The sequence below is a fragment of the Paraburkholderia sp. A1BS-2L genome (assembly GCF_051125205.1).
Taxonomy (GTDB): domain Bacteria; phylum Pseudomonadota; class Gammaproteobacteria; order Burkholderiales; family Burkholderiaceae; genus Paraburkholderia.
Map to the genome: position 1 here is coordinate 2,304,814 of NZ_CP120428.1, position 25,681 is coordinate 2,330,494.

Annotated in this window: 18 protein-coding genes, 1 tRNA gene and 1 riboswitch; of the genes, 14 read left to right on the plus strand and 5 right to left on the minus strand. The window is 66.0% G+C overall.

Features of this window, described 5'->3' with window-relative positions; translation table 11 throughout:
- Nucleotides 1-283 precede the first annotated feature (283 nt).
- Nucleotides 284-1,390, plus strand: coding sequence for a hypothetical protein (locus tag P5W98_RS10445; protein WP_421024467.1), 1,107 nt, complete (start codon nt 284-286; stop codon nt 1,388-1,390).
- 147 nt (nt 1,391-1,537) lie between these two features.
- On the opposite strand, the gene P5W98_RS10450 is transcribed toward P5W98_RS10445, so the two are convergent.
- The 3 genes from P5W98_RS10450 to P5W98_RS10460 form a co-directional block, all read right to left on the minus strand.
- On the minus strand, nt 1,538-2,278 hold the full coding sequence (locus P5W98_RS10450; protein WP_421024468.1) for a DUF2968 domain-containing protein: 741 nt from the start codon (nt 2,276-2,278) through the stop codon (nt 1,538-1,540).
- Between the two features lie 219 nt (nt 2,279-2,497).
- The gene (locus P5W98_RS10455; RefSeq protein ID WP_421024469.1) at nt 2,498-3,778 is read right to left on the minus strand and encodes a gamma-glutamyl-gamma-aminobutyrate hydrolase family protein; all 1,281 of its coding nucleotides are present in this window, start codon (nt 3,776-3,778) and stop codon (nt 2,498-2,500) included.
- 138 nt (nt 3,779-3,916) lie between these two features.
- Nucleotides 3,917-5,683 (minus strand): cation:proton antiporter, encoded by a 1,767-nt coding sequence (locus P5W98_RS10460; protein WP_421024470.1) that lies wholly within the window; start codon nt 5,681-5,683, stop codon nt 3,917-3,919.
- Nucleotides 5,684-5,876: 193 nt separating this feature from the next.
- Here P5W98_RS10460 and P5W98_RS10465 point away from each other — a divergent pair, with 193 nt between their 5' ends.
- The 8 genes from P5W98_RS10465 (at nt 5,877) to P5W98_RS10500 (ending at nt 16,902) form a co-directional block, all read left to right on the plus strand.
- Nucleotides 5,877-7,265, plus strand: coding sequence for an amidase (locus P5W98_RS10465; protein ID WP_421024471.1), 1,389 nt, complete (start codon nt 5,877-5,879; stop codon nt 7,263-7,265).
- 188 nt (nt 7,266-7,453) lie between these two features.
- Nucleotides 7,454-7,984: a disulfide bond formation protein B gene (locus tag P5W98_RS10470; RefSeq protein WP_213293727.1), complete on the plus strand. Its 531-nt coding sequence runs from the start codon at nt 7,454-7,456 to the stop codon at nt 7,982-7,984.
- 331 nt (nt 7,985-8,315) lie between these two features.
- Entirely contained in the window at nt 8,316-9,890 is a 1,575-nt protein-coding gene (gene xdhA, locus P5W98_RS10475) for a xanthine dehydrogenase small subunit (protein ID WP_421024472.1), read from the plus strand.
- A complete protein-coding gene (gene xdhB / locus P5W98_RS10480) occupies nt 9,887-12,304 on the plus strand; it encodes a xanthine dehydrogenase molybdopterin binding subunit (RefSeq protein ID WP_421024473.1) in 2,418 nt (805 codons plus the stop codon). The genes xdhA and xdhB overlap by 4 nt, the downstream gene beginning before the upstream one ends.
- Nucleotides 12,305-12,316: 12 nt before the next feature.
- A complete protein-coding gene (gene xdhC, locus P5W98_RS10485) occupies nt 12,317-13,474 on the plus strand; it encodes a xanthine dehydrogenase accessory protein XdhC (protein ID WP_421024474.1) in 1,158 nt (385 codons plus the stop codon).
- A gap of 34 nt (nt 13,475-13,508) precedes the next feature.
- A complete protein-coding gene (locus P5W98_RS10490; protein ID WP_421024475.1) occupies nt 13,509-14,561 on the plus strand; it encodes an adenosine deaminase in 1,053 nt (350 codons plus the stop codon).
- A 150-nt stretch (nt 14,562-14,711) separates the two neighbouring features.
- Entirely contained in the window at nt 14,712-16,019 is a 1,308-nt protein-coding gene (guaD, locus tag P5W98_RS10495; RefSeq protein WP_421024476.1) for a guanine deaminase, read from the plus strand.
- 71 nt (nt 16,020-16,090) lie between these two features.
- Nucleotides 16,091-16,238, plus strand: a riboswitch (yybP-ykoY riboswitch).
- Between the two features lie 91 nt (nt 16,239-16,329).
- Entirely contained in the window at nt 16,330-16,902 is a 573-nt protein-coding gene (locus tag P5W98_RS10500; RefSeq protein ID WP_421024477.1) for a TMEM165/GDT1 family protein, read from the plus strand.
- Between the two features lie 40 nt (nt 16,903-16,942).
- Here P5W98_RS10500 and P5W98_RS10505 read toward each other — a convergent pair whose 3' ends face one another.
- Nucleotides 16,943-17,626, minus strand: coding sequence for a DUF4136 domain-containing protein (locus P5W98_RS10505; RefSeq protein WP_421024478.1), 684 nt, complete (start codon nt 17,624-17,626; stop codon nt 16,943-16,945).
- 259 nt (nt 17,627-17,885) lie between these two features.
- Between P5W98_RS10505 and pepN the strand changes: the two genes are divergently transcribed.
- The 3 genes from pepN to P5W98_RS10520 all read left to right on the plus strand — a co-directional run bounded on the left by pepN (nt 17,886) and on the right by P5W98_RS10520 (nt 22,000).
- Nucleotides 17,886-20,585, plus strand: a complete 2,700-nt coding sequence (pepN, locus tag P5W98_RS10510) for an aminopeptidase N (protein WP_421024479.1) — start codon at nt 17,886-17,888, stop codon at nt 20,583-20,585.
- Between the two features lie 255 nt (nt 20,586-20,840).
- Nucleotides 20,841-21,857, plus strand: coding sequence for a class 1 fructose-bisphosphatase (locus P5W98_RS10515; RefSeq protein ID WP_421024480.1), 1,017 nt, complete (start codon nt 20,841-20,843; stop codon nt 21,855-21,857).
- Nucleotides 21,858-21,924: 67 nt separating this feature from the next.
- Nucleotides 21,925-22,000, plus strand: a tRNA-Thr gene (locus tag P5W98_RS10520).
- Between the two features lie 73 nt (nt 22,001-22,073).
- Here P5W98_RS10520 and P5W98_RS10525 read toward each other — a convergent pair.
- Entirely contained in the window at nt 22,074-23,891 is a 1,818-nt protein-coding gene (locus tag P5W98_RS10525; protein ID WP_421024481.1) for a hypothetical protein, read from the minus strand.
- A 690-nt stretch (nt 23,892-24,581) separates the two neighbouring features.
- Here P5W98_RS10525 and P5W98_RS10530 point away from each other — a divergent pair.
- Both P5W98_RS10530 and P5W98_RS10535 read left to right on the plus strand, forming a co-directional pair.
- Nucleotides 24,582-24,731, plus strand: coding sequence for a hypothetical protein (locus P5W98_RS10530; RefSeq protein ID WP_027795377.1), 150 nt, complete (start codon nt 24,582-24,584; stop codon nt 24,729-24,731).
- Between the two features lie 333 nt (nt 24,732-25,064).
- Nucleotides 25,065-25,655, plus strand: coding sequence for a chorismate mutase (locus tag P5W98_RS10535; RefSeq protein WP_421024482.1), 591 nt, complete (start codon nt 25,065-25,067; stop codon nt 25,653-25,655).
- Nucleotides 25,656-25,681 lie beyond the last annotated feature (26 nt).

Consider the following 25,681-nt stretch of genomic DNA (forward strand, 5'->3'; position numbering starts at 1 on the left):
ACACGTATCGACGGCAGTTTTCGTCCGGTTTTCAGACGTTTCCGATAGATTGCCCTAAGTCTCGCTTGCATCATTCGGATCCAAACGATTGACCCGTACAGACGTACAAAGCACGACAGCGCTGGCAAACCGCGCGTCTTTCGGGTTCCACCGTGTTCTGGTGCCCATCCCGCCAAGGCAGCGAGAAATCCATGTCAACTTATCCGTTAGTTCAGGTGGAAGGCGCACTCGCGATGCCGCGCATGCGTCCACTCAACCGCGTCCCGCCGCCATTTGGTCGCGAGTGGGCGCTCATGCCCCCCACTTCAGCCTGCGCACCGAACTTCAGGCGTTCTATGCGGCCCTCCTGCGCACGGTGTGCCTGAGCGCGGAAGCGTTTCGCAAAGTCTGTCGCTGGGACCTGCAGCGCCGCTTCACGCCTGAACCGCCGCGTCCCGCTGCGGCACCCGTAGGCAGCCCGCTCAACGCCGCGCAGGCCCAGCAGGCCGCCGCCGAGACCTTGCAGCGCACGGCAGCCGGCGCACGACCTGCCCGGCGCGTCGAGCGCATTCCGCCGCCATCACACAAACTGACAGCCACAGCGGTTGCCATTGGTGGCGCAGTGCTGCTCACATGGATCGTGGCAAGCCATGCGCCATTCGGCGACGGCAAAAACAATGCGGTTCTGCACACGCCGGCGCCCCCCGCTTCGAACCGCGACGAAAGCGCATCGGCACGCCTTTCCGACGAACGTGCGCGACACGACCTCGCCACGTCCGCCGCCCCCCGTGCCGATCAGTACGCACCGGCGAGCACACCTGCCACGGCGGCACGAAGCACGGCCATGCAAACGGCAGCGGCCAACGCCACGCGGCGTCAAAGCCCGGCATCGTCGCCCATCATCGTCACGCCCGGTACAGCGCCTGCCCCGGCAGTCGCCCGTGGCCCCGCAACCTCCACGGCCTCAGGTCCGGCAAAGGCCGAGCGGCCGGTTTTCGCGGCACGCACGAACCCAGGCGCCCCGCTACGCGGCACATTGACCTCCAAGGCAACGCGCACGAATGGCGCAACGGCCAGCGCCACGAAGGCCCGCCAGGCCGTCGAAACCGGAACGCGCTCCGCGCACGGTGAAAGCCGTCGCCATCCGGCACACGACTTCACACCGCATCGCAGCGCGCCGCTCGTAACCACCCAGCGCACCCAGGGCGCGTATTCGGAAGCCTCCGGCTACTCGCCCTTCCAGCCAGGTGGCATGTCAAGTAGCGACTACTCATCGCTGTCGACATACGCAGGCAAGCGCGCGGCACCGCGTCCGACAAGCAGCGCAACCGTGAACGTCGACAACACGGATTGGGTGAATCACGTTTCGCAACGCCGCGTGACCGAAGTGCCCGACCACTTCGCGAAGTAGACCTCTGGGCAAGTCCCGAAGCAGAAACAGCAACACAGCAAAAAGCCCGGCGCAGTCACTGCGTCGGGCTTTTTGTACGTTCTGCTTCTCTGCCAGTCCTGGCATGTCGTGCCGCCGCCACATTGCAACGGCACGACACGATCCAGGCTAGTTCCTGACAGCATCCTGGCGCCGGGAGCCAGGCAAACCCGCCTCCGTCGCGCGCTGCAATTGCTCCACCTGATTCTGGAGATCGCGCAACTGGGCCTGCGCCTGGATCTTCTCGGCATTGAGCGCCCGCGTATTGCCCTGCATCTGGCGTTGGTAGTCGTCGACGCGGGCCTGTTGCGTGCGCGCGACGTCGAGATCCGCCTGCAGCCGGCGTGCGCGATCCTCATTGAGCGCGATTACCCGATCGATGAACGCCTTTTGCGCCTCGATCTGGGTCCGGCGAATTTCGACCTCGGCGAGACGCTGGGTCTGCTGCACGAAATTCGCGTAGATGGCTTCCGCGCGCGCGTCTTCCTGCGAGCGAATCACTCTCCAAAAATGCTTGTCCTGGAATAACACGACGTAGTAGGTCATTTCAGGCGGATAGAAGAACAGGCTCGCGCCATAGCTGGCGTTGTACGTCGTGCGCAACTCGACCAGCTGCGAATCATGGATGAGCTGCATGAGCGTGCCGACGTCACCCTGCGTGGCCCCCGCAGTCGCCTGATCGTCCACGATGTCTGCGAGCGGCGGCGTATTCGCCGGCTGCGGCGTCAAGCTGCCGAGCGACGGCCGGTTGCCCGCCACCGGAGCGATATCGCTGGCGGGTGCGCCGGCCCATGCGGCTGCGCCGTGCTGCAAGAGCGTAAAAACCGCGGCGCCCAGCAAGGCGCGACGCAGCGGGGTTGATTGCTTCATGACTGCCTGTCCGTTCAGGATTCCGAGTAACCGCTTATTATCGCCGCCAGAAAATCTCATAAACGTCGATTAATTTCGGATAACCGAAGGAATGACCAATTGCTTGTCCGAAATCACCTACTCATCCATCGGAATATTGGACGCATACCAGGCGATGCCGGTAAACGTCAGAAGGGAGGCTCTCGCCTCCCTTCTTGCCCTCGTTCCGCCCCCTTTCCGTCAGAAGCGCGTCTCGCGCGCGGCGCGCAGAAACGTGTCGAGAAGCGGGGTGCAGTCGAGCAGTTCCGGGCCGCCCGCGCGGTGAAACTCCGGGTGCCATTGCACGCCGACGACGAACGGCGAGCGCCGGTAGCGCACCGCTTCGATCAGGCCGTCACCCGATGAAACGGCCTCGACCGTCAGATCGCGGCCGAGGCTCTTGACCGCCTGATGGTGGATCGAGTTGACGATGGCCTCGCGCCGGCCCGGGAACATGCTGGCCAGCGAGGAGCCTTCGGGAAAGGTGACCGCGTGACGGTGCTGATCGTAATGCTCGCTCACGTGCACGCCCGCCGTGGGAACGTCGGTGGCGATGTCCTGATAAAGCGAGCCGCCGAACGCGACGTTGATAAGCTGACAACCGCGGCATACGCCCAGCACCGGCTTGCCCGACTCGATGAATTCGTGCAGCAGTTCCAGTTCGTACATGTCCCGCACGCGGTCGCCGGGCCATTCGGGACGTGGCGCGGTCTCCGCATAGGTTTGCGGCGAGACGTCGGCGCCGCCTTGCAGCAGGAGGCCGTCGAGATGCTTCGCATAGTCTCGCAGCCGGATGTTGCTCGGGTGCAGCATGCCCTGATGACCGACCGTCGGAATCATGAAGACGATCACGTCGCGCGACATGACCCAATGCGCAATCGACTCTTCGAGATATTGCAGCGTCTTGCCGCGCAGGCCCTGGGCGCCAGGCTCCGGGTGAAAGATGCGCGCCGACACGCCGATGCGCAACGTCCGCTGCGTGATGCGCTGACCGGCGCGGTCGAACAGTTGCCGGGCGCGCGCGGCGACGATGCGGCCGAACACCGACCACGCCGAGTCGCTCGGCCGCAAATAGCGTGGCGGATCGGACGGAATGGAGCCCGGCGGTGGCGGATGCTGCGCGGTGAAGTCGGGCGCCTGGCCGAATCCCGCCGGCGCGGCGCCCGGCCGTGTGCCGGCCGCGGCCTGCGGCGGCGCGGGATGGGCGGCGGCCTGCGCCGTGGTCCCAGTGGGTGCGGGCGCCTCTTTACCCGCTTCGCCCACCACCTCGATCGGAATGCGCGGCGCGCCGGCTGCTTCCGGCGTTACCGCCGATGCGCTCGCGGGCGAGTCGGTCGACGCGCGCTGCGCGGCCTCGCCAGACGGTGTTGCGCCAGAAGGAGTGGACGCGCTGGAGGCGCCTGGAGCACCGGGCGCACCAGTATTGACAGGACGGTCAGCGCCGTCAGGAACCTCGGAGTGTTCGGATTTGTTTTCGCTCATGACGTAGGGTCAGGCGCGCCGGACGCGCGAACGAATGAACAGGGTTCCGATTATGCGTCGCACGGCCTGTTGCCGCCACCTCCGTGCACAATCGCTCGCACTCTGTTGCAATCCGTTGCGATTGAGCGCGCCCCAACCTTACGGATCCGGCTGCTCGTCGAAAGTTTCGCGCAGCGCAATCTGCATGCTCGCGTGAATCTTCACGCACCAGCGCCACAGCAGCATCGTGAGCACCGCCGCGCATACCAGCACGCCAACCAGAAAACCCGTAGGCGGCAGGATCGTCCCCGACAGCGCAGCGACCAGCACGAACACGCCGATCATCGAAACCGCCGGCACGAGTTCGGCAATCGCATGCCGCAACGCTCGCGTGAAGCGCCCCGCCTTTTCGGGCTGCACGCTCACTTCGGCAAGCAGGAGCGCCAGCGTCTTGGTCTTGCGCCACACCGCCACCAGAAACGGAATCGCGAGCAGCAGCGCGGCGCTCCATAGCACCACGCGCTGGATGCGCTCGTCCGGCACCCAGTTCGCGAGCAGCGGCAGCGCGTAGCGCGCGCCATACGAGGCGCCGATGAAAATCGCCGACACCAGCGCGAGATTCACCGCGACCTGCACGACGATGCGCTTCGTGAGCGAGAACAGCGTCGGACCTTGCGCTCCCGTCGGGCGCGGCATCAGGCAACGCAGCCATTGGCTATACATGCCGAAGACATTCGACATCGCGGGCGGCATCGCGCGCGCGAGCCGCTTCGAGAGCGGATCGGCGAAGCGGATCAGATACGGCGTGGTGAGCGTCGTGATCGCCGAGACGGTCACCACGATCGGATAGAGAAAACCGCTCGTCACCTTCAGCGTGAGGCCGAGCGAGGCGATGATGAACGAGAACTCGCCGATCTGCGAGACGGTCATGCCAACGCGCATCGCCGTGCGGCCGTCGTGACCGGCGAGGAAGGTGCCGAGCCCGCACGAGACGAGCTTGCCGAACACCACCGCGAACGAAATCACCGCGATCGGCCACGCGTAATCGACCAGCACGAGCGGATTGAGCATCAGGCCGATCGTTACGAAGAAGATGGCCGAGAACGCATCGCGCAGCGGCGCGACCAGATGCTCGATGCGCGGCAGATGGCGCGATTCGGCCATGATCGCGCCGATCAGAAAGGCACCGAGCGCAATCGAGTAATCGAGCTTCACGACCAGCAGGCAAAAGCCGAAGCAAAAGCCCAGCACCGAGATGAGCAGCATCTCGTCGCTGCCCACGCGCGCCACGTAGCCGAGCACGCGCGGCACGACGAGGATGCCCGCGAGCAGCGAAACCGTCATGAACAGCAGCAGCTTGCCGAGCGTGACGAACGCGATGCCCGGCGAGAGCTCACCTGTCTGCGCAATGCCGCCGAGCAGCACGAGCATGGCGATGCCGAGAATGTCCTCGACGATCAGGATGCCGAACACGAGCTGCGCGAACCGCTCGCGCTTCACGCCGAGGTCGGCGAGCGCCTTGACGATGATGGTGGTCGACGAAATCGCGAGGATCGCGCCGAGAAATAGCGAGTCCATCGGGGCCCAGCCGAACACGCGGCCGATCTGGTAGCCGATCCACAGCATCACCACGATTTCGGAGAGCGCCGCGACGATCGCGGTCGCGCCCACCTGAAACAGCTTGCGCAAACTAAATTCGAGGCCGAGTGAAAACATCAGGAACACCACGCCGAGCTCGCCCATCGTCTGGATGGTCTGCTCATCGTGAATCAGCTGGAACGGCGGCGTGTACGGCCCGATGATCACGCCCGCCGCGATATAGCCGAGCACCACCGGCTGCTTCAGGCGATGAAACAGCACGGTGACGATCCCCGCGATCGCCATCACGACTGCCAGATCCTGAATGAAGCCGATTCCCTGATGCATGCGCGGATTATCCTTACAAAATCCTGTCGAAAAGTGCATGTTACCTGATGAGCGCGGCGCGCCAAATCGGCCCTCGGGAAAAATTCGCGATCTACAATGATGTGTCCCTTGCCGCAGCGCATGGCCGCAATGTCCAGGCGCCATCCGTCCGCGGCGCCTCCGTCCAATGTTGCCATCGATGCTCCCCGCCGCCATGCCTTCCATCTCATCCCCCTTCGCGCCGTTCCCGCCGCTCGCCCAACTGGCCGCCGACCTCGCCGCGGGCCGCACCACGAGCCGCGCGCTCGCCGAAGCCGCGCTCGAGCGCATCGCCGCGCCGGGCGGCCAGGGCGCCGCCGTATTCACGCACGTCGACGCCCAGCGCGTGCGCGCCGCAGCCGATGCGCACGACCGACTGCGCGCGGCGGGCACCGTGCTGTCGCCGCTCGCCGGCATTCCCGTCTCGGTGAAGGACCTGTTCGACGTGCAAGGCGAAGTCACGCGCGCCGGCTCCACGGCGCTCGCGAACGCGGCGCCCGCGAGCGCCGATGCCGCAGCGGTCGAGCGCCTGCGCCACGCGGGTGCGGTGCTCGTCGGCCGCACCAACATGAGCGAATTCGCGTTCTCGGGGCTGGGTCTGAACCCGCACTACGGCACGCCGCTCTCGCCTTACCAGCGCGGCGTGGCGGGCGGCGAGCGCGTCGCGGGCGGCTCGTCGTCGGGCGCGGCGGCCTCGGTCGCCGATGGCATGGCCGCCGTCGCGCTCGGCACCGATACGGGCGGCTCGATCCGCATTCCGGCGGCGTTCTGCGGCCTCACCGGCTTCAAGCCCACGGCTGCACGCATCCCGAAAGCGGGCGGCGTGCCGCTCTCGCCCACGCTCGACTCGTTCGGCCCGGTCGGCAATACGGTGGCGTGCTGCGCGCTCGTGGACCGCATCCTCGCCGGACTGCCGCCGCACGTGAGCGCGGCACGCCACCTCGACGGCGTGCGCATCGGCGTGCTCACGAACTATGTGACGGACGGCATCGAGCCCCACGTGGCGCAAGCGCTCGACACCGCGCTCAAGCACCTCGACGCAGCGGGCGCGATCGTGAACGAAGTGCGTTTTTCGGCATTCGAGCGCATGGCCGAAATCAACCGCTTCGGCTTCTCGCCGATCGAGGCTTACGCGTGGCACCGGCCGCTGCTCGCCCAGCACAGCGATCAGTACGACCCGCGCGTGCTCGTGCGCATCCTCAAGGGCAAGCCCGCTAGCGCCGCCGACTATCTCGATCTGATCGCCGCGCGCGCCGCCATGATGGACGAGGCGCAAGCGACGCTCTGGTCGCGCTTCGACGCCGTGATCGCTCCGACCGTGCCGATCGCGCCGCCTGCGCTCGCCCCGCTCGTCGCCGACGACGAAGCGTTCACGCGCACCAACGCACTCGTGCTGCGCAACCCGAGCGCATTCAACTTCCTCGACGCCTGCGCGCTCTCGCTGCCGATCCACCATCCCGATGAGGCGCCGGTGGGACTGATGCTGGCCGGCGCGCCCTACGCCGATGATGCAATCCTCGCGATCGGCCGCGGCGTGGAAGCGGTGCTCGCACCACTGCGGTAACGACATGGGGCGAGGCCGTAGTTCGGCGGACACGCGGACGCAGCCTGCGCGCGGTCAAAAGCGCCCGCTCGCGCTGCATCCCCTTCGCGCTAGAATCCCGAAACGCCGTTGCAGGCGCACCGGTCTGGATTTGCTTGACACCGGCTGCGCGATCCAACCCGAATAAACGAGCCGAACAAACGAGCTACATGAACGACGATAACGCGCTGCTGCGCCGCGAGCGCGGCCTGCTGGTCCTCCTCGGCCTGATCTGTCTCGCGCTGCTGGGCGGCGCCCTGTATTTCCAGTACGCCGAGCATCAGGACCCGTGCCCGCTGTGCATCCTCACGCGCTACTTTTTCATCCTGATTGCGATCTTCGCATTCCTCGGCGCCCGCTTCGCCAGTTGGCGCGCCGTGCGCACCCTCGAGGCGCTCGTCGCGCTTTCGGCGGCGGGCGGCATTGTCGCCTCCGCGCGACTCGCCTGGGTGCAGGCGGTCCCGAACTTCAGTTGCGGCTTCGACACGCTCCAGCCCATCGTCGACGCCCTGCCGCCCGCGCACTGGCTGCCCGGCGTCTTCAAGGTCCAGGGCCTGTGCGAGACCACCTACCCGCCCATCCTCGGCCTCACGTTGCCGCTCTGGTCGGTGCTCGCATTCGCGGTCATGTTCCTCGCGGTGGTCGCAAGCCTGTGGCGCAACCGCCGCCGCCAGGTGGCATGGCCCGGCATCCGCCGTTAAGCTCCCAGCCTCCGGGTTTCCGGCCTCCTCGCGCGCCGCGCCCGGCCTCATGTCCTGGGCGCCGGCGGCGCCCTCTCCCTCCCCACCGCGGCTGGCCCGGCTGCCTCTCCCTCCTCCGTTTGACCGCCCCGAAGGGCCGGACCATGTCGCGCACGCTCATTGCCGCCGTCGCATAACCCCCATCTTCCAGAAAGGATACTTTCCGGCCCCTGTCGGTGCTAAATTCGGGATTGGATGGCGATCTACGTGCGCGAGGCCGGACTGACAGTCGAGGCGCCCCGGTTCCCTGCGTAACGCGCGCCTGATCCGCAATGTCTCCCGGGTTTTTCAGATGACAACGCAAACCATCCGCTTCGTCCATCGTGGCGCCGTGCACGAAGTGCATGACGCGCCCATCACGCGCACCGTGCTGCAACACCTGCGCGAGGACTTGCATGCCTGCGGCACCAAGGAAGGTTGCGCGGAAGGCGATTGCGGCGCCTGCACGGTGGTGCTCGGCGAACTCGACGAGGAAGGTCGTCTCGCGCTCAAGGCGGTCAACGCCTGCATTCAGTTTCTTCCAACACTCGATGGCCGCGCGCTCTTCACGGTCGAAGACCTGCGCGCGCCCGACGGCACGCTGCACCCCGTCCAGCAAGCGATGGTCGACTGCCACGGTTCGCAGTGCGGCTTCTGCACGCCCGGCTTCGTCATGTCGATGTGGGCGCTCTACGAGCGCCAGGGCGCCGATGCCGGCCTGCCCGCGCGCGACGAAATCGATCAGGCGCTCTCCGGCAATCTGTGCCGCTGCACCGGCTACCGGCCGATCATCGACGCAGCACAGCGCATGTTCGACACGACGAGCTATCCGCGCGTCGCACTCGCGCGCGAGCCGCTCGAAGCTGCGCTGCGCTCGATCGCGCGCAGCGACACCTTCGACTATCGGGGCCCCGACGCCCGCGGCGCCGCGCACGGCCACGCCACGTTTTTTGCACCGCGCACGCTCGAAGCATTCGCCACGCTGCGCGCCGAGCATCCGCAGGCGCGCGTGCTCGCGGGCGGCACCGACGTCGGCCTGTGGGTCACCAAGCAGCTTCGCGATCTGGGCGACGTGCTCTATACCGGGCAGGTCGCCGAGCTGAAGCGTGTCGAGCGCGACGCGCAGACGCTCACGATCGGCGCGGCTGTGCCGCTCGAAGAGGCCTACGCGGCGCTCGCCGTCGACTACCCCGAACTCGCGGAACTGTGGGCGCGCTTTGCCTCGCTGCCTATCCGCAACGCGGGTACGCTGGGCGGCAACGTGGCGAACGGCTCGCCGATTGGCGACTCGATGCCGGCGCTGCTCGCGCTCGACGCCGGGGTGATCCTGCGCCGCGCTGCGCGTGTGCGCACGCTGCCGCTCGCGGCGTTCTACACGGGCTATCAGAAGAACGTGCTCGAAGCGGGCGAGTTCGTTGAAGCGATCCGCGTGCCGCGCCCCGCGCCGACACTGCGGTTTCGCACCTACAAGGTGTCGAAGCGCTACGACCAGGATATCTCGGCGGTTTGCGCGGCGTTTGCGCTCGAGACCGGCGAGGATGGCGCAATCGCGAACGCGCGCATCGCGTATGGCGGCATGGCCGCGATACCGCAGCGCGCCGCCCACGCCGAAGCAGCGCTCGCGGGCGCACAGTGGAACGAAGCGGCCGCGCAGCGCGCCATGGCCGTGCTCGACGCCGACTATCAGCCGCTCACCGACATGCGCGCGAGCGCCGCGTATCGCCTGAAGGTCGCGCGCAATCTGCTCTGGCGCTGCTGGCTGGAAACGCGCGACGACGCGCCGCTCGCACTGTGTGACGTGAACGCCTTCGTGTTTGCCTCCGAGGCGGAAGTCGTCGACGAAACCGGCGTAGGCCCGGGCGCAACGCTTGCGGGAGACGCATCATGAACCGCCAGTCCGATCCGCTTATCGTGCAACCCGCCGCACAAACCGCTGCGCAGTCAACGCAAGCGGCGCTCGGCGCGCCATTGCCACACGAGTCCGCAGACCTGCACGTGAGCGGTGAGGCGCGCTACACCGACGACATCCCCGAACTGCACGGCACGCTCCACGCCGCGCTCGGCCTGTCGCGCCACGCACATGCGCGCATCGTGGCGCTCGATCTCGCGCGCGTGCGCGCCATGCCCGGCGTCGTCGTGGTCCTGAGCGCCGCCGATATTCCCGGCGAGAACAACTGCGGCCCGGTCCTGCACGACGACCCGGTGCTGGCGCAAGATGAAGTGCAGTATCTCGGTCAGCCCGTTTTCGCCGTAATCGCGACGAGCCATCAACTCGCCCGCCGCGCGGCCGCGCTCGCCGCCAGCGACGACGTCGTGCGCTACGCGCCGCTCGAAGCGGTGCTCGACATCGCCGAAGCGAAAGCGCGCCAGCAGTACGTCCTGCCGCCGCTGCGCCTCACGCGCGGTGAGCCGGCGGCGCGCATCGCGGCAGCGCCCCACCGCATCGCCGGCACGTTTGCCGTAGGCGGCCAGGAGCAGTTCTATCTCGAAGGTCAGGTCGCCTATGCGCTGCCCGAGGAACAGGACGGCATGCTCGTCTACAGCTCGACGCAGCACCCGAGCGAGATGCAGCAGTTGATCGCGCATCTGATCGGCTGGCCCGCGCACCGCGTAATGTGCGAATGCCGGCGCATGGGCGGCGGCTTCGGCGGCAAGGAATCGCAATCGGCGCTGTTCGCCTGCGTGGCGGCGCTGGCCGCGTACAAGCTGCGCCGCCCCGTGAAGCTGCGCGCCGACCGCGACGACGATTTCCTCATCACCGGCAAGCGCCACGACGCGCTCTACGAATATGAAGCCGGCTACGATGACGCAGGACGCCTGCTCGGCGCGCGCGTGGAAATCGCGCTGCGCGCGGGCTATTCCGCCGATCTCTCGGGCGCGGTCGCCACGCGCGCGGTCTGCCATTTCGACAACGCCTACTATCTTTCGGACGTCGAAATCGTCGCGCTCTGCTGCAAGACCAACACGCAGTCGAACACGGCTTTCCGCGGCTTCGGCGGCCCGCAGGGCGCACTCGTGATGGAGGTGATGCTCGACGGCATCGCCCGCGCGCTCGGCCGCGATCCGCTCGACGTGCGCCGCGCGAACTACTACGGCATCGGCGAACGGGACGTCACGCCCTACGGGCAACGCGTCGCGGACAACGTGCTCGCGCCGCTCACCGAGCAGTTGCTCGCGTCGAGCCAGTACGCCGCGCGCCGCGCCGCGCTCGCCGCGTTCAACCGCACGAGCCCAGTGCTCAAGCGCGGCATCGCGCTCACGCCGGTGAAGTTCGGCATCTCGTTCAACGTCCCGCATCTGAACCAGGCGGGCGCGCTCGTGCACGTCTATCGCGACGGCTCCGTGCTCGTGAACCACGGCGGCACCGAAATGGGCCAGGGGCTCAACACGAAGGTCGCGCAGGTGGTCGCGGGCGTATTCGGACTGCCGCTCGCGCAGTTGCGCGTGAGCGCCACCGACACGTCGAAGGTGGCGAACACGTCCGCCACCGCCGCCTCGACCGGCAGCGACCTGAACGGCAAGGCCGCCGAAGACGCGGCGCTCGCGATCCGCACGCGCCTCGCCACGCTCGCCGCCACGCAGTACGGCGGCGCGCCCGAAAACGTCGCGTTCGAAGATGGCCTGGTGCGAGTGAACGGCAAGGCGATCGCCTTCGCCGAGTTCGTAGAAACCGCGTATCTGAAGCGCGTGCAACTGTGGTCCGACGGCTTTTACGCCACGCCCACGGTCCATTGGGACGCGCGCACGCTCACCGGCCATCCGTTCTATTACTTTGCCTATGGCGCGGCGGTGTCGGAAGTGGTCGTCGACACGCTCACGGGCGAATGGAAGCTCGTGCGCGCCGACCTGCTGCACGACGCCGGCCAGTCGATCAACCCGGCCATCGACATCGGCCAGGTGGAAGGCGGGTTCATCCAGGGCATGGGCTGGCTCACGAGCGAGGAGCTGTGGTGGAACCGCGACGGCAAGCTCATGACGCACGCGCCCTCCACCTATAAGATTCCGGCGATCAGCGATACGCCCGCGGCGTTTCACGTCCAGCTCTATCGCAACGAAAACGCCGAGCCCACTGTGTTCCGTTCGAAGGCCGTGGGCGAGCCGCCCTTGCTGCTGCCGTTCTCGGTGCTGCTCGCGATCCGCGAGGCAATCGGCGCGGCCGTGCCCGAGGCCCGCGAAGCCGCGCCGCTCAATGCGCCCGCCACGCCCGAGGCGATCCTTCATGCAATCGGGGCGCTCGACGCCCTGCGCGAGCACGCGGCAAGCGTGCCGGCCGCCGCCCCAACAGAAGCTGTCGTCAAGTAGGAGAACCGCCCGATGCAAGCCTGGGTCACCGACCTTCAACACCTGCTAGCGCACGGCGATGCCGCCGTGCTCGTGACCGTCGCGCGCGCCGAAGGCTCGGTGCCGCGCGAAGCCGGCACGAAGATGATCGTCACGCGCGAAGCGGCCCGTCATACGATCGGCGGCGGCCATCTCGAATGGAAGGCCATCGAGACCGCGCGCCAGGTATTGCGCGACGGCATGCGCACGCCGCATGCGCGCCGCCTCGAGCGATTCGCGCTCGGGCCGAGCCTCGGCCAGTGCTGCGGCGGAGCAGTCGTCCTTGCGTTCGAGCGGCTCGACGTCTCCGACCTCGGCTGGCTCGCCACGCTGGCCCGCCGGCTCGCGGCGGGCGCCTCGACGGTTCGTAGCGTATCATTCCGCTCCTCGCGGAATGGAGCGCCTTCCGGCACAGAAACCGACCTGACGGATGCCTCGGCGGCCGATACAGTTTTGCTTTCGGAACCCGAGCCCGGCGTGGAATCGCCCGATTGCCTGCTGTGGGACACGGGCGCGCCGGGCGATGGTAACCATCACGACGACGGCACGATGCTGCTCACCGAAACGATCGCGCCCAACGAGCGGCCCGTCGTGCTGTTCGGCGCGGGCCATGTGGGCGCGGCGCTCGTGCGCGTGCTCGGCACGCTGCCCTGCCGGGTGCGCTGGGTGGACGAGCGCGACGCCGCGTTTCCCTCGCCGGAAGCGTTCGCGGCGCTCAATGCGCCCAACGTCACGATCGATGCCAACGACGCACCTGACGAAGCCATTGACGCTGCCCCGCCGGGCACGAGCTTCATCGTGATGACGCACGATCATTCGCGTGACCTCGATCTTGCCGAGCGCATCCTGCGTCGCGGCGACTTCCTGTTCTTCGGCATGATCGGCTCGCACACGAAGCGCAAGCAGTTCGAGCACCGGCTCGCCGCGCGCGGCATCGATCCGCTGCAGATCGCGCGCATGCACTGCCCGCTCGGCGTGGACGGCATCGTCGACAAGTCGCCCGAAGTCATCGCGATCTCGGCCGCCGCGCAATTGCTGCAGGCGATCGAGGCGTCGGCGGCGGCCGCCGGCACGCCTGGGCATGCAGCCGTTGCGGTTACCGGCACGTCCGCTACCGGAACGTCCGCTACCGGCACGATCCATTCCGCGTGATGTCAACCACTGAACGCAACCGATCGATCCAACCATGACCATCACGCCCACCGTCAACCCGTTCGCAGCGCTCGTACAAAAAGCGGCGCGCGCGCCGAAGGCCGAGCTGCACATCCACATCGAAGGCTCGCTCGAACCCGAGCTGATCTTCGCGCTCGCGCAGCGCAATCACGTCGAGCTCGCTTACGAGTCGATCGAAGCGCTGCGCGCGGCCTACGCGTTCACCGACCTGCAGTCGTTCCTCGACATCTATTACGCAGGCGCGAGCGTGCTGCTCAACGAGCAGGACTTCTACGACATGACGATGGCCTACTGCGAGCGCGCGCTCGCGGACAACGTCGTGCACACCGAAATATTCTTCGATCCGCAAACGCACACCGAACGCGGCGTGCCGATCGAAACGGTGGTCGCGGGCGTCGACCGCGCACTCGCCGACGCCGAAAAACGCGGCCTCACGAGCAAGCTGATCCTCTGCTTCCTGCGCCATCTGAGCGAAGCCGACGCGCTCGCCACCTTCGATGCCGCGCTGCCGCTGTTCGCGCGCTATCCGCGCATGATCGGCGTGGGTCTCGATTCGTCGGAGCGCGGCCATCCGCCCTCGAAATTCGAGCGCGTGTTCGCGAAGGCGCGCGCGCAAGGGCTGAAGCTCGTCGCGCATGCCGGAGAGGAAGGCCCGCCCGCCTATATCTACGAGGCGCTCGATCTGCTCAAGGTCGACCGCGTCGACCACGGCGTACGCAGCATCGAGGACAAGGCGCTCGTCACGCGCCTCGCCGACACGCGCGTCGCGCTCACCGTCTGCCCGCTTTCGAACCTGAAGCTCTGCGTGTTCGACGACATGACGAAGCACACGCTCAAAAAGCTGCTCGACGAAGGCGTCGCGGTGACCGTCAATTCCGACGATCCCGCGTACTTCGGCGGCTACGTGAACGAGAACTTCAGCGCCATCATCACGGCGCTGCAGCTCGACGACCAAGAGGTGTACACGATCCTGCGCAACAGCTTCGAGGCGTCTTTCGTGACGCCCGAGGAACGCGCCGCGCTGATCGCGCAGCTCGATCGGTACTGGAGCGGCGCCGTGGCCTGATCCCGCGCAGCTCCCCAAGCTTAAGGCTTCACCCTTGATGAGGACCGGCGCGCCAGCGCCGGCCCCAGGGCTTTTGCGCGCCGCGTTTTCAGGAGCGGTGCGCATACATACGGCTCATGAACACCTGAATTTTTCGGAGACGAAGTTCCCATGACTCAATCGGCTTATCGCGCAAAACTGTTGACGTTCACCGGCGACCCCGCGCAATCGCCCGACGCTGCCGTCTTCCACGAAGACGGCGTGGTGATCGTCGAGAACGGCCGCGTGGTCGCATCGGGCGCATGGTCCGAGCTCAGCGCTCGCGTGGCTGAAGGCGCGACGGTGCACAACCTGCGCGACAAGCTGATCGTGCCGGGCTTCATCGACACGCACATTCACTACCCGCAGACCGACATGATCGCCTCGCCGGCGCCGGGCCTGCTGCCGTGGCTCGAGACCTACACGTTCCCGACCGAGCGCGGCTTCGCCAATGAAAACGTGGCGTTCGAGACGGCGCGCTTTTTCGTCGACGAACTGCTCTCGTGCGGCACGACCACGGCGCTCGTCTACTGCTCGGTGCACAAGCAATCGGCCGATGCGCTGTTCACGGCGAGCGAGTCCCGGAACATGCGCATGATCGCGGGCAAGGTCCTGATGGACCGCAACTGCCCCGAGTTCCTGCGCGACACGCCCCAGACCGGCTACGACGACAGCGCCGAACTCATCTCGCGCTGGCATAACAACGGCCGCCAGATGTACGCGCTCACGCCGCGCTTCGCGCCCACCTCGACCGAGGCGCAGCTCGAAGCGTGCGAGGCGCTCGCGAAGGCGCACGGCGACATCTTCATTCAGAGCCACGTCGCCGAAAATCTCGACGAAGTGAAGTGGGTGAAGGAACTGTTCCCGCGCCAGCGCAGCTATCTCGATGTCTACGATCATTACGGACTCCTGCGCCGCCGCGCCGTGTACGGCCACTGCATCTGGCTCGACGACGAAGACCGCCGCCGCATGGCGCAAACCGGCACGGTCGCGGCGCACTGCCCGACCTCGAACCTGTTCCTCGGCAGCGGCCTGTTCGACTTCGACAAGGCCCAGGCCACCGAGTTGCCCGTCACACTCGCGACAGACGTGGGCGGCGGCACGTCGTTCTCGATGCTGCAAACCATGAACGAAGCGCACAAGGTCGCGCGCATGGGCGGCCATCACCTGACGGCCACGCGCATGTTCTGGCTCGCCACGGCCGGCGCGGCAGCCGCGCTCGATCTCGCCGACAAGATCGGCACGCTCGCGCCGCAAAGCGAAGCCGACTTCGTCGTGCTCGACCCGCAGGCCACCCCGCTGCTCAAGCGCCGCACCGCGCGCGCCGAATCGCTCGAAGAACTGCTGTTCGCGTTCGCGCTGCTCGGCGACGACCGCGCCGTATTCGAGACCTACGCAGCCGGTACGCGCGTGCACAGCCGCGACACGGCAAAGCGTTAAAATCCCACGGCAAATCCCCATTCCAACGGCCCCGGCGAAGCCGGGTGTCGGAAAAACCCCAATGCTATAATTCGCCGTCCATTGGGGAGTAGCCGCCCCGCTCCGTGCCGCCCGGCTAGCCTTCGGGTCTTGGCGCGCGCCGCGCATGCGCAGCGGGAGCATCCGTCAACAGACTTGGCCCGCGCGGCCATGGCGAACGCAGCCTTAGTACTCAGGCCTGGCGAGACCGATGACTCATGCCCGCCGCAACAGGGCCCGGCGGGCCGTGAGTCGTCGCCCGCATTTATCTCGGCCCGAGGATCACCAACACGTGAATCACGCCTTTCTCGTCTCGACCGGCGCAGTCGCGCTCGCCGAAATCGGCGACAAGACGCAACTGCTTTCGCTCGTGCTCGCAGCGCGCTATCGCAAGCCCATGCCGATCATTCTCGGCGTACTGGCCGCCACGCTCGTCAATCACTCGGGCGCGGGCGCGCTCGGCGCGTGGCTCGGCTCGCTCGTCACGCCCTCGGTGATGCGCTGGGCGCTCGCCGTCTCCTTCGTCGCCATGGGATTGTGGATACTCGTGCCCGACAAGCTCGACGAGGGCGAAGCCACCGTCAATCGCACGCGCCTCGGCGTGTTCGGCGCCACCGTCGTCACCTTCTTTCTCGCCGAGATGGGCGACAAGACGCAGATCGCAACCGTCGCGCTCGCCGCGCGCTTTCACGACTTCTTCGGGGTGGTGGCCGGCACGACGCTCGGCATGATGATTGCCAATGTGCCTGCGATCCTGCTGGGCGACCGCTTCGCCCACAAGCTGCCGACGGGCCTGGTGCACGGCATCGCCGCCGTGCTGTTCGTGGTGCTTGGCGTGCTCGCCATCATGGGCGTGGGCGTTTGATCGTCTGTAACGCTTGAGCCGCCACTGACGCTGGCTCCGTCTACTTTGCCGGAGCGGCCGCTGCCGGTGCGGTTCCTGGCGCCGCCGCCGGGACTTCGGCCGGCGCCCCCGTGGTCTTGTCCACGGGCAGTTTCACCTGCTGCACCGAGCCGTTCTGCAGCGGGAAGTTCGACAGTGCGCTGCGCACCAGAAACGGCATGATGTGCACGAGCGAGGGATCGTCGCCCGAGGTGCGCGCGGTGACGTTATAGACTTCCTTCCCGCCCGCCTGCTCCGTGATGCGGATGCCGAGTGCATGCGAGTACACCGGATAGCTCTGGTTCACATAAGCGGGGCCCCAGGGACCCCAAGGCCCCCACGGATTGAACGGTCCCCAGTACGGAGCCGGCCACGGGTTGTAGAACACGGGCTGCGCCACCGTGACCGTGTCCATGCGGCTGCCGTAGGCGAGGCCCACGAGATAGCGCGCCTGCCGCTCGGGCACCTGGCGGAATGCGTACGAGGAGAGCCCGTCGGCAACGAGGCTCTCGTAGGTCGATTGCTCGATGCTGTGCTGCTGGTCGGGATTGCGCGTGAACGCGTAAGTGCGCGTGGCATCGCTGCCGCCTCCCCACGCGGAGAACGCGGTCACCTGGCTCGTCACATAGGTCGTGCAGCCGGACAGCGTCACGGCAAGCGCCGCCAGCAACAGCAGCGCGCGGCGGGTCCATCGGTCGGGCATCATGGTCTTCTCGTTGCAGTCGTGGCAGTGACGACAGTTCGTCGGCGCGCGGCAAGCTTGCGGTGGTCGACACCGCAGGCCCCGATCATACTGACTCGCGCCCCAGCGGGAAAGTTCGGGCCCGCTGCGCGGCGCACGCCTGCGGGCCATCTCGGACAAGCTGCGCGAGCCTTTGTACAATGGGGCGAGCGGCCGCGTCATCGTACGCAAGGCGCGGCCTCCCTATACCGCTATCCGACCCGAAGCTTCCCCGCACGAGACCATGTCCGATACCGCCACGCCTACTGTGATCCGCCGCGAAGACTACGCGCCGCCCGCCTTCCTGATCGACACCGTCGACCTCGAATTCGACCTCGCGCCCGGACACACCGTCGTCAAGAGCACGCTGCGCGTGCGCCGCAATCCCGCTGCCAAGTCCGCGCCGCACCTCGAATTGATGGGTGAACAGCTCGAATTCATCGGCGCGCAAATCGACGGCAATGCCTGCGAAAACGTGCGTGCGCACGAACATGGCCTGACGATCGAGAACGTGCCCGACGCGTTCACGCTCACGCTCACGGGCGCCAACGACCCGGAAGCCAACACCACGCTCTCGGGGCTCTACGTATCGAGCGGCAACTTCTTCACGCAATGCGAAGCTGAAGGCTTTCGCCGCATCACCTGGTTCCTCGACCGCCCCGATGTCATGTCGACCTACACCGTCACGCTGCGCGCCGACAAGACCGCGTGCCCGGTGCTGCTCTCGAACGGCAATCTCATCGAAGCAGGCGAACTGCCCGACGGCCGCCATTATGCGAAGTGGGAAGACCCGTTCCGCAAGCCGAGCTACCTGTTCGCGCTGGTGGCCGGCAAGCTCGTGGCGCTCGAAGAGCGCATCAAGACCGGCTCGGGCAAGGAGAAGCTGCTGCAGGTGTGGGTCGAGCCGCACGATCTCGACAAGACGCGCCATGCGATGGACTCGCTGATCCACTCGATCCGCTGGGACGAGCGGCGCTTCGGCCTCGAACTGGATCTCGACCGCTTCATGATCGTCGCCGTGAGCGACTTCAACATGGGCGCGATGGAGAACAAGGGGCTCAACATCTTCAATACGAAGTACGTGCTGGCGAATCCGGAAACGGCCACCGACGTCGATTTCGCCAACATCGAGGCCGTGGTCGGCCACGAATACTTCCACAACTGGACCGGCAACCGCGTGACCTGCCGCGACTGGTTCCAGCTGAGCCTCAAGGAAGGCCTCACTGTGTTCCGCGACCAGGAATTCTCGGCGGCAATGTCGGGAGGCGACGAGAACGAAGCCGCCCGCGCGACCAAGCGCATCGAGGACGTGCGCGTGCTGCGCCAGATGCAGTTCGCCGAGGATGCAGGCCCGATGGCGCATCCGGTGCGTCCTGAAAGCTACGTCGAGATCAACAACTTCTACACGATGACGGTCTACGAGAAAGGCGCGGAAGTCGTGCGGATGTATCAGACGCTGTTCGGCCGCGACGGCTTTCGCAAGGGCATGGACCTCTACTTCCAGCGCCACGACGGCCAGGCGGTGACCTGCGACGACTTCCGCCGCGCCATGGCCGACGCCAATGGCCGCGACCTCGCGCAGTTCGAGCGCTGGTACAGCCAGGCGGGCACGCCGCGCGTCACGGTCACGACGCGTTACGACGAAGCCGCGAAGCGCTATAGCGTCACGCTCGCGCAGGGCTATGCGAACGGCTCGCCGGCCGCGCGCGACACGCAGAAGGGACCGCTCCTGATCCCGTTCGCGATCGGCCTGATCGGCCCCGATGGCGCCGACCTGCCGCTCAAGCTCGAAGGCGAATCCAGCTCCAGCATGACAGCAAGCACGACGCGCGTACTCGAACTCACCGAGGCGCAGCAGACCTTCACCTTCGTCGACATCGCCCACAAGCCCCTGCCCTCGCTGCTGCGCAACTTCTCGGCGCCGGTGATCGTGGAATACGACTATGGCAACGACGAACTCGCGTTCCTGCTCGCGCACGACAGCGATCCGTTCAACCGCTGGGAAGCGGGCCAGCGCCTTGCCACGCGCGAGTTGCTCGCGCTGGCCGCACGCGCCGCCACGCGTCAGCCGCTCGCGATGAACGATGCGCTCATCGACGCGTTTGGCCGCGTGCTCAACGACGCTTCGCTGTCGCCGTCGTTCCGCGAACTCGTGCTGATGCTGCCCTCGGAGACCTATCTCGCGGAGCAGATGGCGGAGTCGAATCCCGCCGCCGTGCACGCCGCGCGCCAGTTCGTGCGCAAGGGCCTGGCCGCGGCGCTCAAGAACGCATGGCTTGCGGCCTACGACGCCAACCTCACGCCGGGCGCCTATGAGCCCACGCCGCAAGCCGCTGGCCACCGGGGCCTGAAGAATCTCGCGCTTTCGTATCTCTCGGAACTCGACGACCCCGCCGACGCCGTGCGACTCGCCACCGCGCAAATCCACGCCGCGAACAACATGACCGACCGCGCAGCCGCGCTGTCGGCGCTGATGAACGCGGCGGCAGGCACAGGCGGCGACCAGGCGAAGCAGGCGCTCGAGGACTTCTACGCACGCTTCGAGAAGGAACCGCTCGTCATCGACAAGTGGTTCTCCCTGCAGGCGACGCAACGCGGCACGGCCCAGCGCCCGACGATCGAGACCGTGCGTGCGCTGATGCGCCACCCGGCCTTCAATCTGAAGAATCCGAACCGCGCACGCTCGCTGATCTTCAGCTTCTGCGCGGCGAATCCCGCTCAGTTCCACGCGGCGGACGGCTCGGGCTACGCGTTCTGGGCCGAACAAGTCCTCGCGCTCGACGCCATCAACCCACAGGTTGCCGCACGCCTCGCACGCAATCTCGAACTGTGGCGCCGCTTCACCCCGGCGCTGCGCGACGCGATGCGCGCCGCGCTCGAACAGGTCGCCACGCAGGCGAAATCGCGCGACGTCCGTGAGATCGTGGAAAAGGCGCTGGCGTAGGCCTCGCGCGCGGCGCCGTTGCACAGCGCCGCGCACAGCCTCGTCCTCACACCGGTCATGCACGCTGCCGGCCCTCGCGGCCGGCATTTTTGTGCGCATTTTTTCTGCATTATTTTTCCGCTCGATTTCCCGGCCGAATTTCCGTCCGACGCGTGCCCCGAGCCGATCGCGCTTATTTTCAGGATTGACCAAACGGGCCGAGCCTCGTCCAGCAGGTAGAATTGCGCTATTCCCAAGCGCATCTGGAGTCCTGCAATGGCTTTGCACCGTCGTACCACCCTCACGAAATACCTGATCGAGCAGCAGCGCGAGCATCGCAACCTGCCGGCCGATCTGCGTCTGCTGATCGAAGTTGTCGCGCGCGCGTGCAAGGCGATCAGCTACAACGTCAGCAAGGGCGCCCTCGGCGACGCGCTCGGCACCGCAGGCAGCGAAAATGTTCAGGGCGAAGTGCAGAAGAACCTCGACATTTTGTCGAACGAAATCCTGCTCGACGCCAACGAATGGGGCGGCAACCTCGCGGCCATGGCGTCCGAGGAAATGGAAACCTTCTTCCCGATCCCGGCCAATTATCCGAAGGGCGAATATCTGCTCGTGTTCGACCCGCTCGACGGCTCGTCAAACATCGACGTGAACGTCTCGATCGGCACGATCTTCTCGGTGCTGCGCTGCCCGGACGGCCAACAGGCCACCGAAGCCTCGTTCCTGCAGCCCGGCGTGCAGCAAGTCGCGGCGGGCTACGCCGTCTACGGCCCGCAAACCGTGCTCGTGCTCACGACCGGCAATGGCGTGAACTGCTTCACGCTTGACCGCGAACTCGGCTCGTGGGTGCTCACGCAGAGCAACATGCGCATTCCCGAGGACACGCGCGAATACGCGATCAACGCATCTAACGCGCGCCACTGGTATGAGCCGGTGCAGCAGTACGTTGGCGAGCTGAACGCGGGCAAGGACGGTCCGCGCGGCGAGAACTTCAACATGCGCTGGATCGCCTCGATGGTCGCCGACGTGCACCGTATCCTGAGCCGCGGCGGCATCTTCATGTATCCGGCCGACCGCCGCGATCCCTCGAAGCCCGGCAAGCTGCGCCTGATGTACGAAGCGAACCCGATGTCGTTCATCGTCGAGCAGGCGGGCGGCATGGCGACCAACGGCGCGCAGCGCATCCTCGACATTCAGCCGAAGAGCCTGCACGAGCGCGTGGCCGTGTTCCTCGGCTCGAAAAACGAGGTCGAGCGCGTGACCCGATACCATCAGGAAGCGAAGAAATAAAAAGGTTGGGGAAAAGGGCTTGCATAGCCCGAGATTCTCTCCTATAATCTTCCTTCTCTGATGTGCGGCCGGAATAGCTCAGACGGTAGAGCAGCGCATTCGTAATGCGAAGGTCGGGGGTTCGATTCCTCTTTCCGGCACCAAAAGCTTCAAACAAAAAGCCCAGCCTTAACCGGCTGGGCTTTTTGTTTTGCGCCGCCGCCCTCTTCTACTGCACTACGGCAGTCGCACCTCATCTAGTGCCTCGCCCACCTCCTCGATCACATCATCCCAGCGCCCCAGTTCGCGCTGTCTGAAAAGCCGCGCCGATGGATACCAGGGCGTATCGCTGCGGCCCGTCATCCAGCGCCAGTCGGTGCAGGTCGGCAGCAAGATCCACACCGGCACGCCCGCCGCCCCCGCGAGGTGCGCAACCGACGTATCCACGGTAATCACGAGGTCGAGCGACTGCACGATCGCCAGCGTGTCGGTGAAGTTCGCGATCTCAGGTCCAAGCGGCGTCATATCGATGCCGGACGGCAAGGTCTCGATGTCGGTTTGCGCAGCGCCCTTTTGCAGCGCAAACCACGCCACTTCGCTGCGCGCGAGCAGCGGATGCAACGCGCTCAAGGCAATGGAGCGATAGCGGTCGAATTCGTAATCGGGATTGCCGGCCCACACCAGACCCACGCAGCGCTTGCGCGAGTTCGCACCTGTCAAGCCGACGATCCGCTCGCGCCAACGCTCAATGACCTGGGAAGGCGCGCCGAGGTACGGCATCGCAAGCGGCAACATGCTCGTTGCCAGCCGCATATGATCAGGAAAACGAAACATGCGACACCAATAGTCGTAGGGACCAGGCGGCAGCGTAGTCCAGACCCGGACTACCCCGCTCGCGCACGCGGCCACACCGGCCAGCGCCTCGCCGACCCAGACATCGACCGCCGCACCCTGACACTGCAACCAGTCGGCGTAGCGCAGAGACTGGATCTGATCGCCGAGCCCCTGCTCGCCGAGCAGCAGAAAGCGTTGTCCGGCTACAGGCTCGCCGGACCACTCCGGAAAGCCGGGCTGCGCCAGCGTGCTGTTCTGCGGCAGACGCTCGTGCCAACGGTAGTGCCGCCAACCGTCCTCGAACTCGCCATCGCGCAGCAGCGACACCGCGACATTGAATTGCAGATGGGCGTCGTCGGGCTTCAGGCGCGCAGCCTCAAAGCTGTGCTGCCGCATGCGCACATGATCGCCAAGCATGTTCGATGCGTAAGCGGCGTTGTGATGCAAACCGGCACTCCCGGCGTCCACCGCCAGCCCCTGCATGGCCACTTCGCGGGCTTTTTCGTAGCGATGCAGTTCGTTCAGACAGAATGCGAGCGCGTCGAGCGCACGAGGATCCGCCGCGAAGGTCGTGCGCATGAGCGCGATCTGGGCATCCGCTTCTTCGATGTGCCCACGTTGCGACAGCACGTTGATCAATGCGATGCCATCGACAAGACGTGCGGCGCCCAGCGTCCAGGCGCGGCGCAGATAGTTCACGGCCTCTTCGCGGCGGCCGTCTTCGAGACTCAGCGTGCCGAGACGCTGCACGGCATGATGAAGCGCCGGATCGAATCCAAGCGCCTTTTCATAATGCGCGCACGCCTCGCCCCGACGCCCGGCAAGTTTCAGCACGTCGCCGAGGTTGCGATGCAGACTGGCTGCGCCGCCGCTTAGGGCAATGGCCCGGTGATAACAGGCCTCGGCCATGACATGCTCGCCCGCCAGCGCGGCGATCAACCCGCGATGCTCCCACAACTCGGCGCGTTCCGGCGCGACGTTCAAGGCGCGCTCGAGAAAGTCGCGCGCGAGCGAGCGCTCATCACCTCGAAAATGCGCGAGGGCGGTGCGATGCAATGCATGCACATGGCGCGGTTGCACAGCGAGCACGTCCTGATAGGCGCGCAGCGCGTCGGCCGTTCGGCCGTTGTCGAAATGGTGATCGGCAAGCGCAAGCGCTGCTTGCTGGCCCGATGCGTCGGCCGCAACATGAGCCGACTCGGGGCGGTTTTGATGGGTCATGGTTTTGAAGATAGCGGAGGTCGTCCGAGGGTCGAATCAGACGATGCTGAAAACCCCGGCGTATCTCAGGCAATCCCGCGTTTCTCGCGCAGAAACGTTCGCGCTGCGCCGGCGAACCACGCCCACGTAAAACAGGTTCCGGCGCCGGTGCAATCCTGACGGCACGCCAGCGACCCTGGTAACGGTGAATTTTGACAATAACCCGCCGCAAAAATCCCAATGAGACCGGATGCACTCGCCAGAAACGAACGCTTACACCGTTTTAATTCTGTTTAACGCTCAGGGGTCAAGCTCGGCCGATAATCAGCCGATATAGACAGGAAACGGACTCGATCGAACACACGGATACAAGGGGGCGGCAACGCACACGAATGCTTGCCGCTCTCCCATGGCAGAACGCCGTCGCTTGTACAGCCGGGGCCAGGGGAGTTCAGGGAAAGATCACGCAAGGAGAACGCGTCGCGCGCCGGGGCAGCAGCGACTGGATGGACACGCTCGTGAGCCTCCTAATTCAGACGGCGCTCGAACATCGATGGCGCGTATCGAAATAATTATATTCCTGAGTAGTTAATAAGTTGTCCCGATGTGCGAATAAAGCAACACGCACGCCGGAAAAGCTCCTTTGCGTTGGCTGGCACTAGCGCGATTGAAGGGCGGAGCCAGATAATTGCCTTACATAGGAGAAAGATCATGGACGCCAAACCACCAAGGATTCCGACCCCGGACCAAGTATTCAGCCCGGATCCGGAACCGGTGGCCGTTGAGTTTCTCGGCGATGAATTGCCCGCTCATGTGCGCGCATTTCTCGACGAGCAACGCAAGGCACACGAACAGAAGTGACGGGGCAGCGCATTGGCGCTAGACGTGCAAAGCAAACGGCGGGCCGGTGCAGGCATTGCCGCGGGTTTTTGCGCACTCTCGATCGCACCATCGAAATGATGGTGCGCGTGGTTGCTTGGGCGCAAAACCGTGAGCCTCGACTCGCTTGACGCGCGCGTTCGATGCAACGCGCGCGTGATCCATATTGCGCGCCGTTTGTGCGCTATCGCACCGACAATCGAGATTGTTTTCTGCCGCATTGAAAACGGTTTGCGGCAACGGCGGCCAACAGGCACCTCATAACCGGCTATCCTTCGTTTTTTCCTCTTCGTCCGGCCGGACCGCCCTCTTGCAATGAACTCCGCTTTTCGCGCATTCGCGTCCTGTATCGCCGCAGTTCTCATCATGTTGCCGGCTGCCTCGGCACGCGCCGACGGCGACGATACGGCGCTCACCAACCTCGTCGCGCTCGTCTCGCAGCGCCTCTCGCTGGCCGAGCCCGTCGCACACTGGAAATGGCTCAACCATAAGCCGATCACGGATACGCCGCGCGAGAACGCGCTGCTTGCTGACGTCCAGAAACGCGCTGCGGCCGCAGGCGTCGATCCGGCGTTCGCCCGTGCGTTCTTCCGCGACCAGATCGATGCAAGCACGCAGGTACAGCAAGCACTTTTCACGAGTTGGCAATCGTCGCAAGCGCCCGCCGGTCCGGCACCGGATCTCGCGACCGTCACACGTCCGCAACTCGATCGCCTTACGGCGCAGCTCATCGGCGCGCTCGCGCGCATGCAGCCCACACGCGCCGCGGACGACTGCCCTGCACGCGTCGCGCGCGCAGTCGCACACTGGAAGGAATTGACGCGTTACGACTCTACGCGCGCCGCAGCCATGACACGGGCGCTCGGCCATGTCTGCGAGAGCGGTGGCATAGGCGGCATGGCTTAAGGCTTCCGACGCCCGCGCTCAAGCCA

Bases quoted from the DNA above. Each gene is read 5' to 3' on its own strand.
- P5W98_RS10450 (WP_421024468.1), bottom strand. From the start codon at position 2,278: ATGAAGCAATCAACCCCGCTGCGTCGCGCCTTGCTGGGCGCCGCGGTT.
- guaD (WP_421024476.1), top strand. From the start codon at position 14,712: ATGACTCAATCGGCTTATCGCGCAAAACTGTTGACGTTCACCGGCGAC.
- P5W98_RS10455 (WP_421024469.1), bottom strand. From the start codon at position 3,778: ATGAGCGAAAACAAATCCGAACACTCCGAGGTTCCTGACGGCGCTGAC.
- P5W98_RS10530 (WP_027795377.1), top strand. From the start codon at position 24,582: ATGGACGCCAAACCACCAAGGATTCCGACCCCGGACCAAGTATTCAGC.
- xdhA (WP_421024472.1), top strand. From the start codon at position 8,316: ATGACAACGCAAACCATCCGCTTCGTCCATCGTGGCGCCGTGCACGAA.
- P5W98_RS10470 (WP_213293727.1), top strand. From the start codon at position 7,454: ATGAACGACGATAACGCGCTGCTGCGCCGCGAGCGCGGCCTGCTGGTC.
- P5W98_RS10490 (WP_421024475.1), top strand. From the start codon at position 13,509: ATGACCATCACGCCCACCGTCAACCCGTTCGCAGCGCTCGTACAAAAA.
- P5W98_RS10515 (WP_421024480.1), top strand. From the start codon at position 20,841: ATGGCTTTGCACCGTCGTACCACCCTCACGAAATACCTGATCGAGCAG.
- P5W98_RS10525 (WP_421024481.1), bottom strand. From the start codon at position 23,891: ATGACCCATCAAAACCGCCCCGAGTCGGCTCATGTTGCGGCCGACGCA.
- P5W98_RS10535 (WP_421024482.1), top strand. From the start codon at position 25,065: ATGAACTCCGCTTTTCGCGCATTCGCGTCCTGTATCGCCGCAGTTCTC.
- P5W98_RS10505 (WP_421024478.1), bottom strand. From the start codon at position 17,626: ATGATGCCCGACCGATGGACCCGCCGCGCGCTGCTGTTGCTGGCGGCG.
- P5W98_RS10465 (WP_421024471.1), top strand. From the start codon at position 5,877: ATGCCTTCCATCTCATCCCCCTTCGCGCCGTTCCCGCCGCTCGCCCAA.
- P5W98_RS10460 (WP_421024470.1), bottom strand. From the start codon at position 5,683: ATGCATCAGGGAATCGGCTTCATTCAGGATCTGGCAGTCGTGATGGCG.
- pepN (WP_421024479.1), top strand. From the start codon at position 17,886: ATGTCCGATACCGCCACGCCTACTGTGATCCGCCGCGAAGACTACGCG.
- xdhB (WP_421024473.1), top strand. From the start codon at position 9,887: ATGAACCGCCAGTCCGATCCGCTTATCGTGCAACCCGCCGCACAAACC.
- xdhC (WP_421024474.1), top strand. From the start codon at position 12,317: ATGCAAGCCTGGGTCACCGACCTTCAACACCTGCTAGCGCACGGCGAT.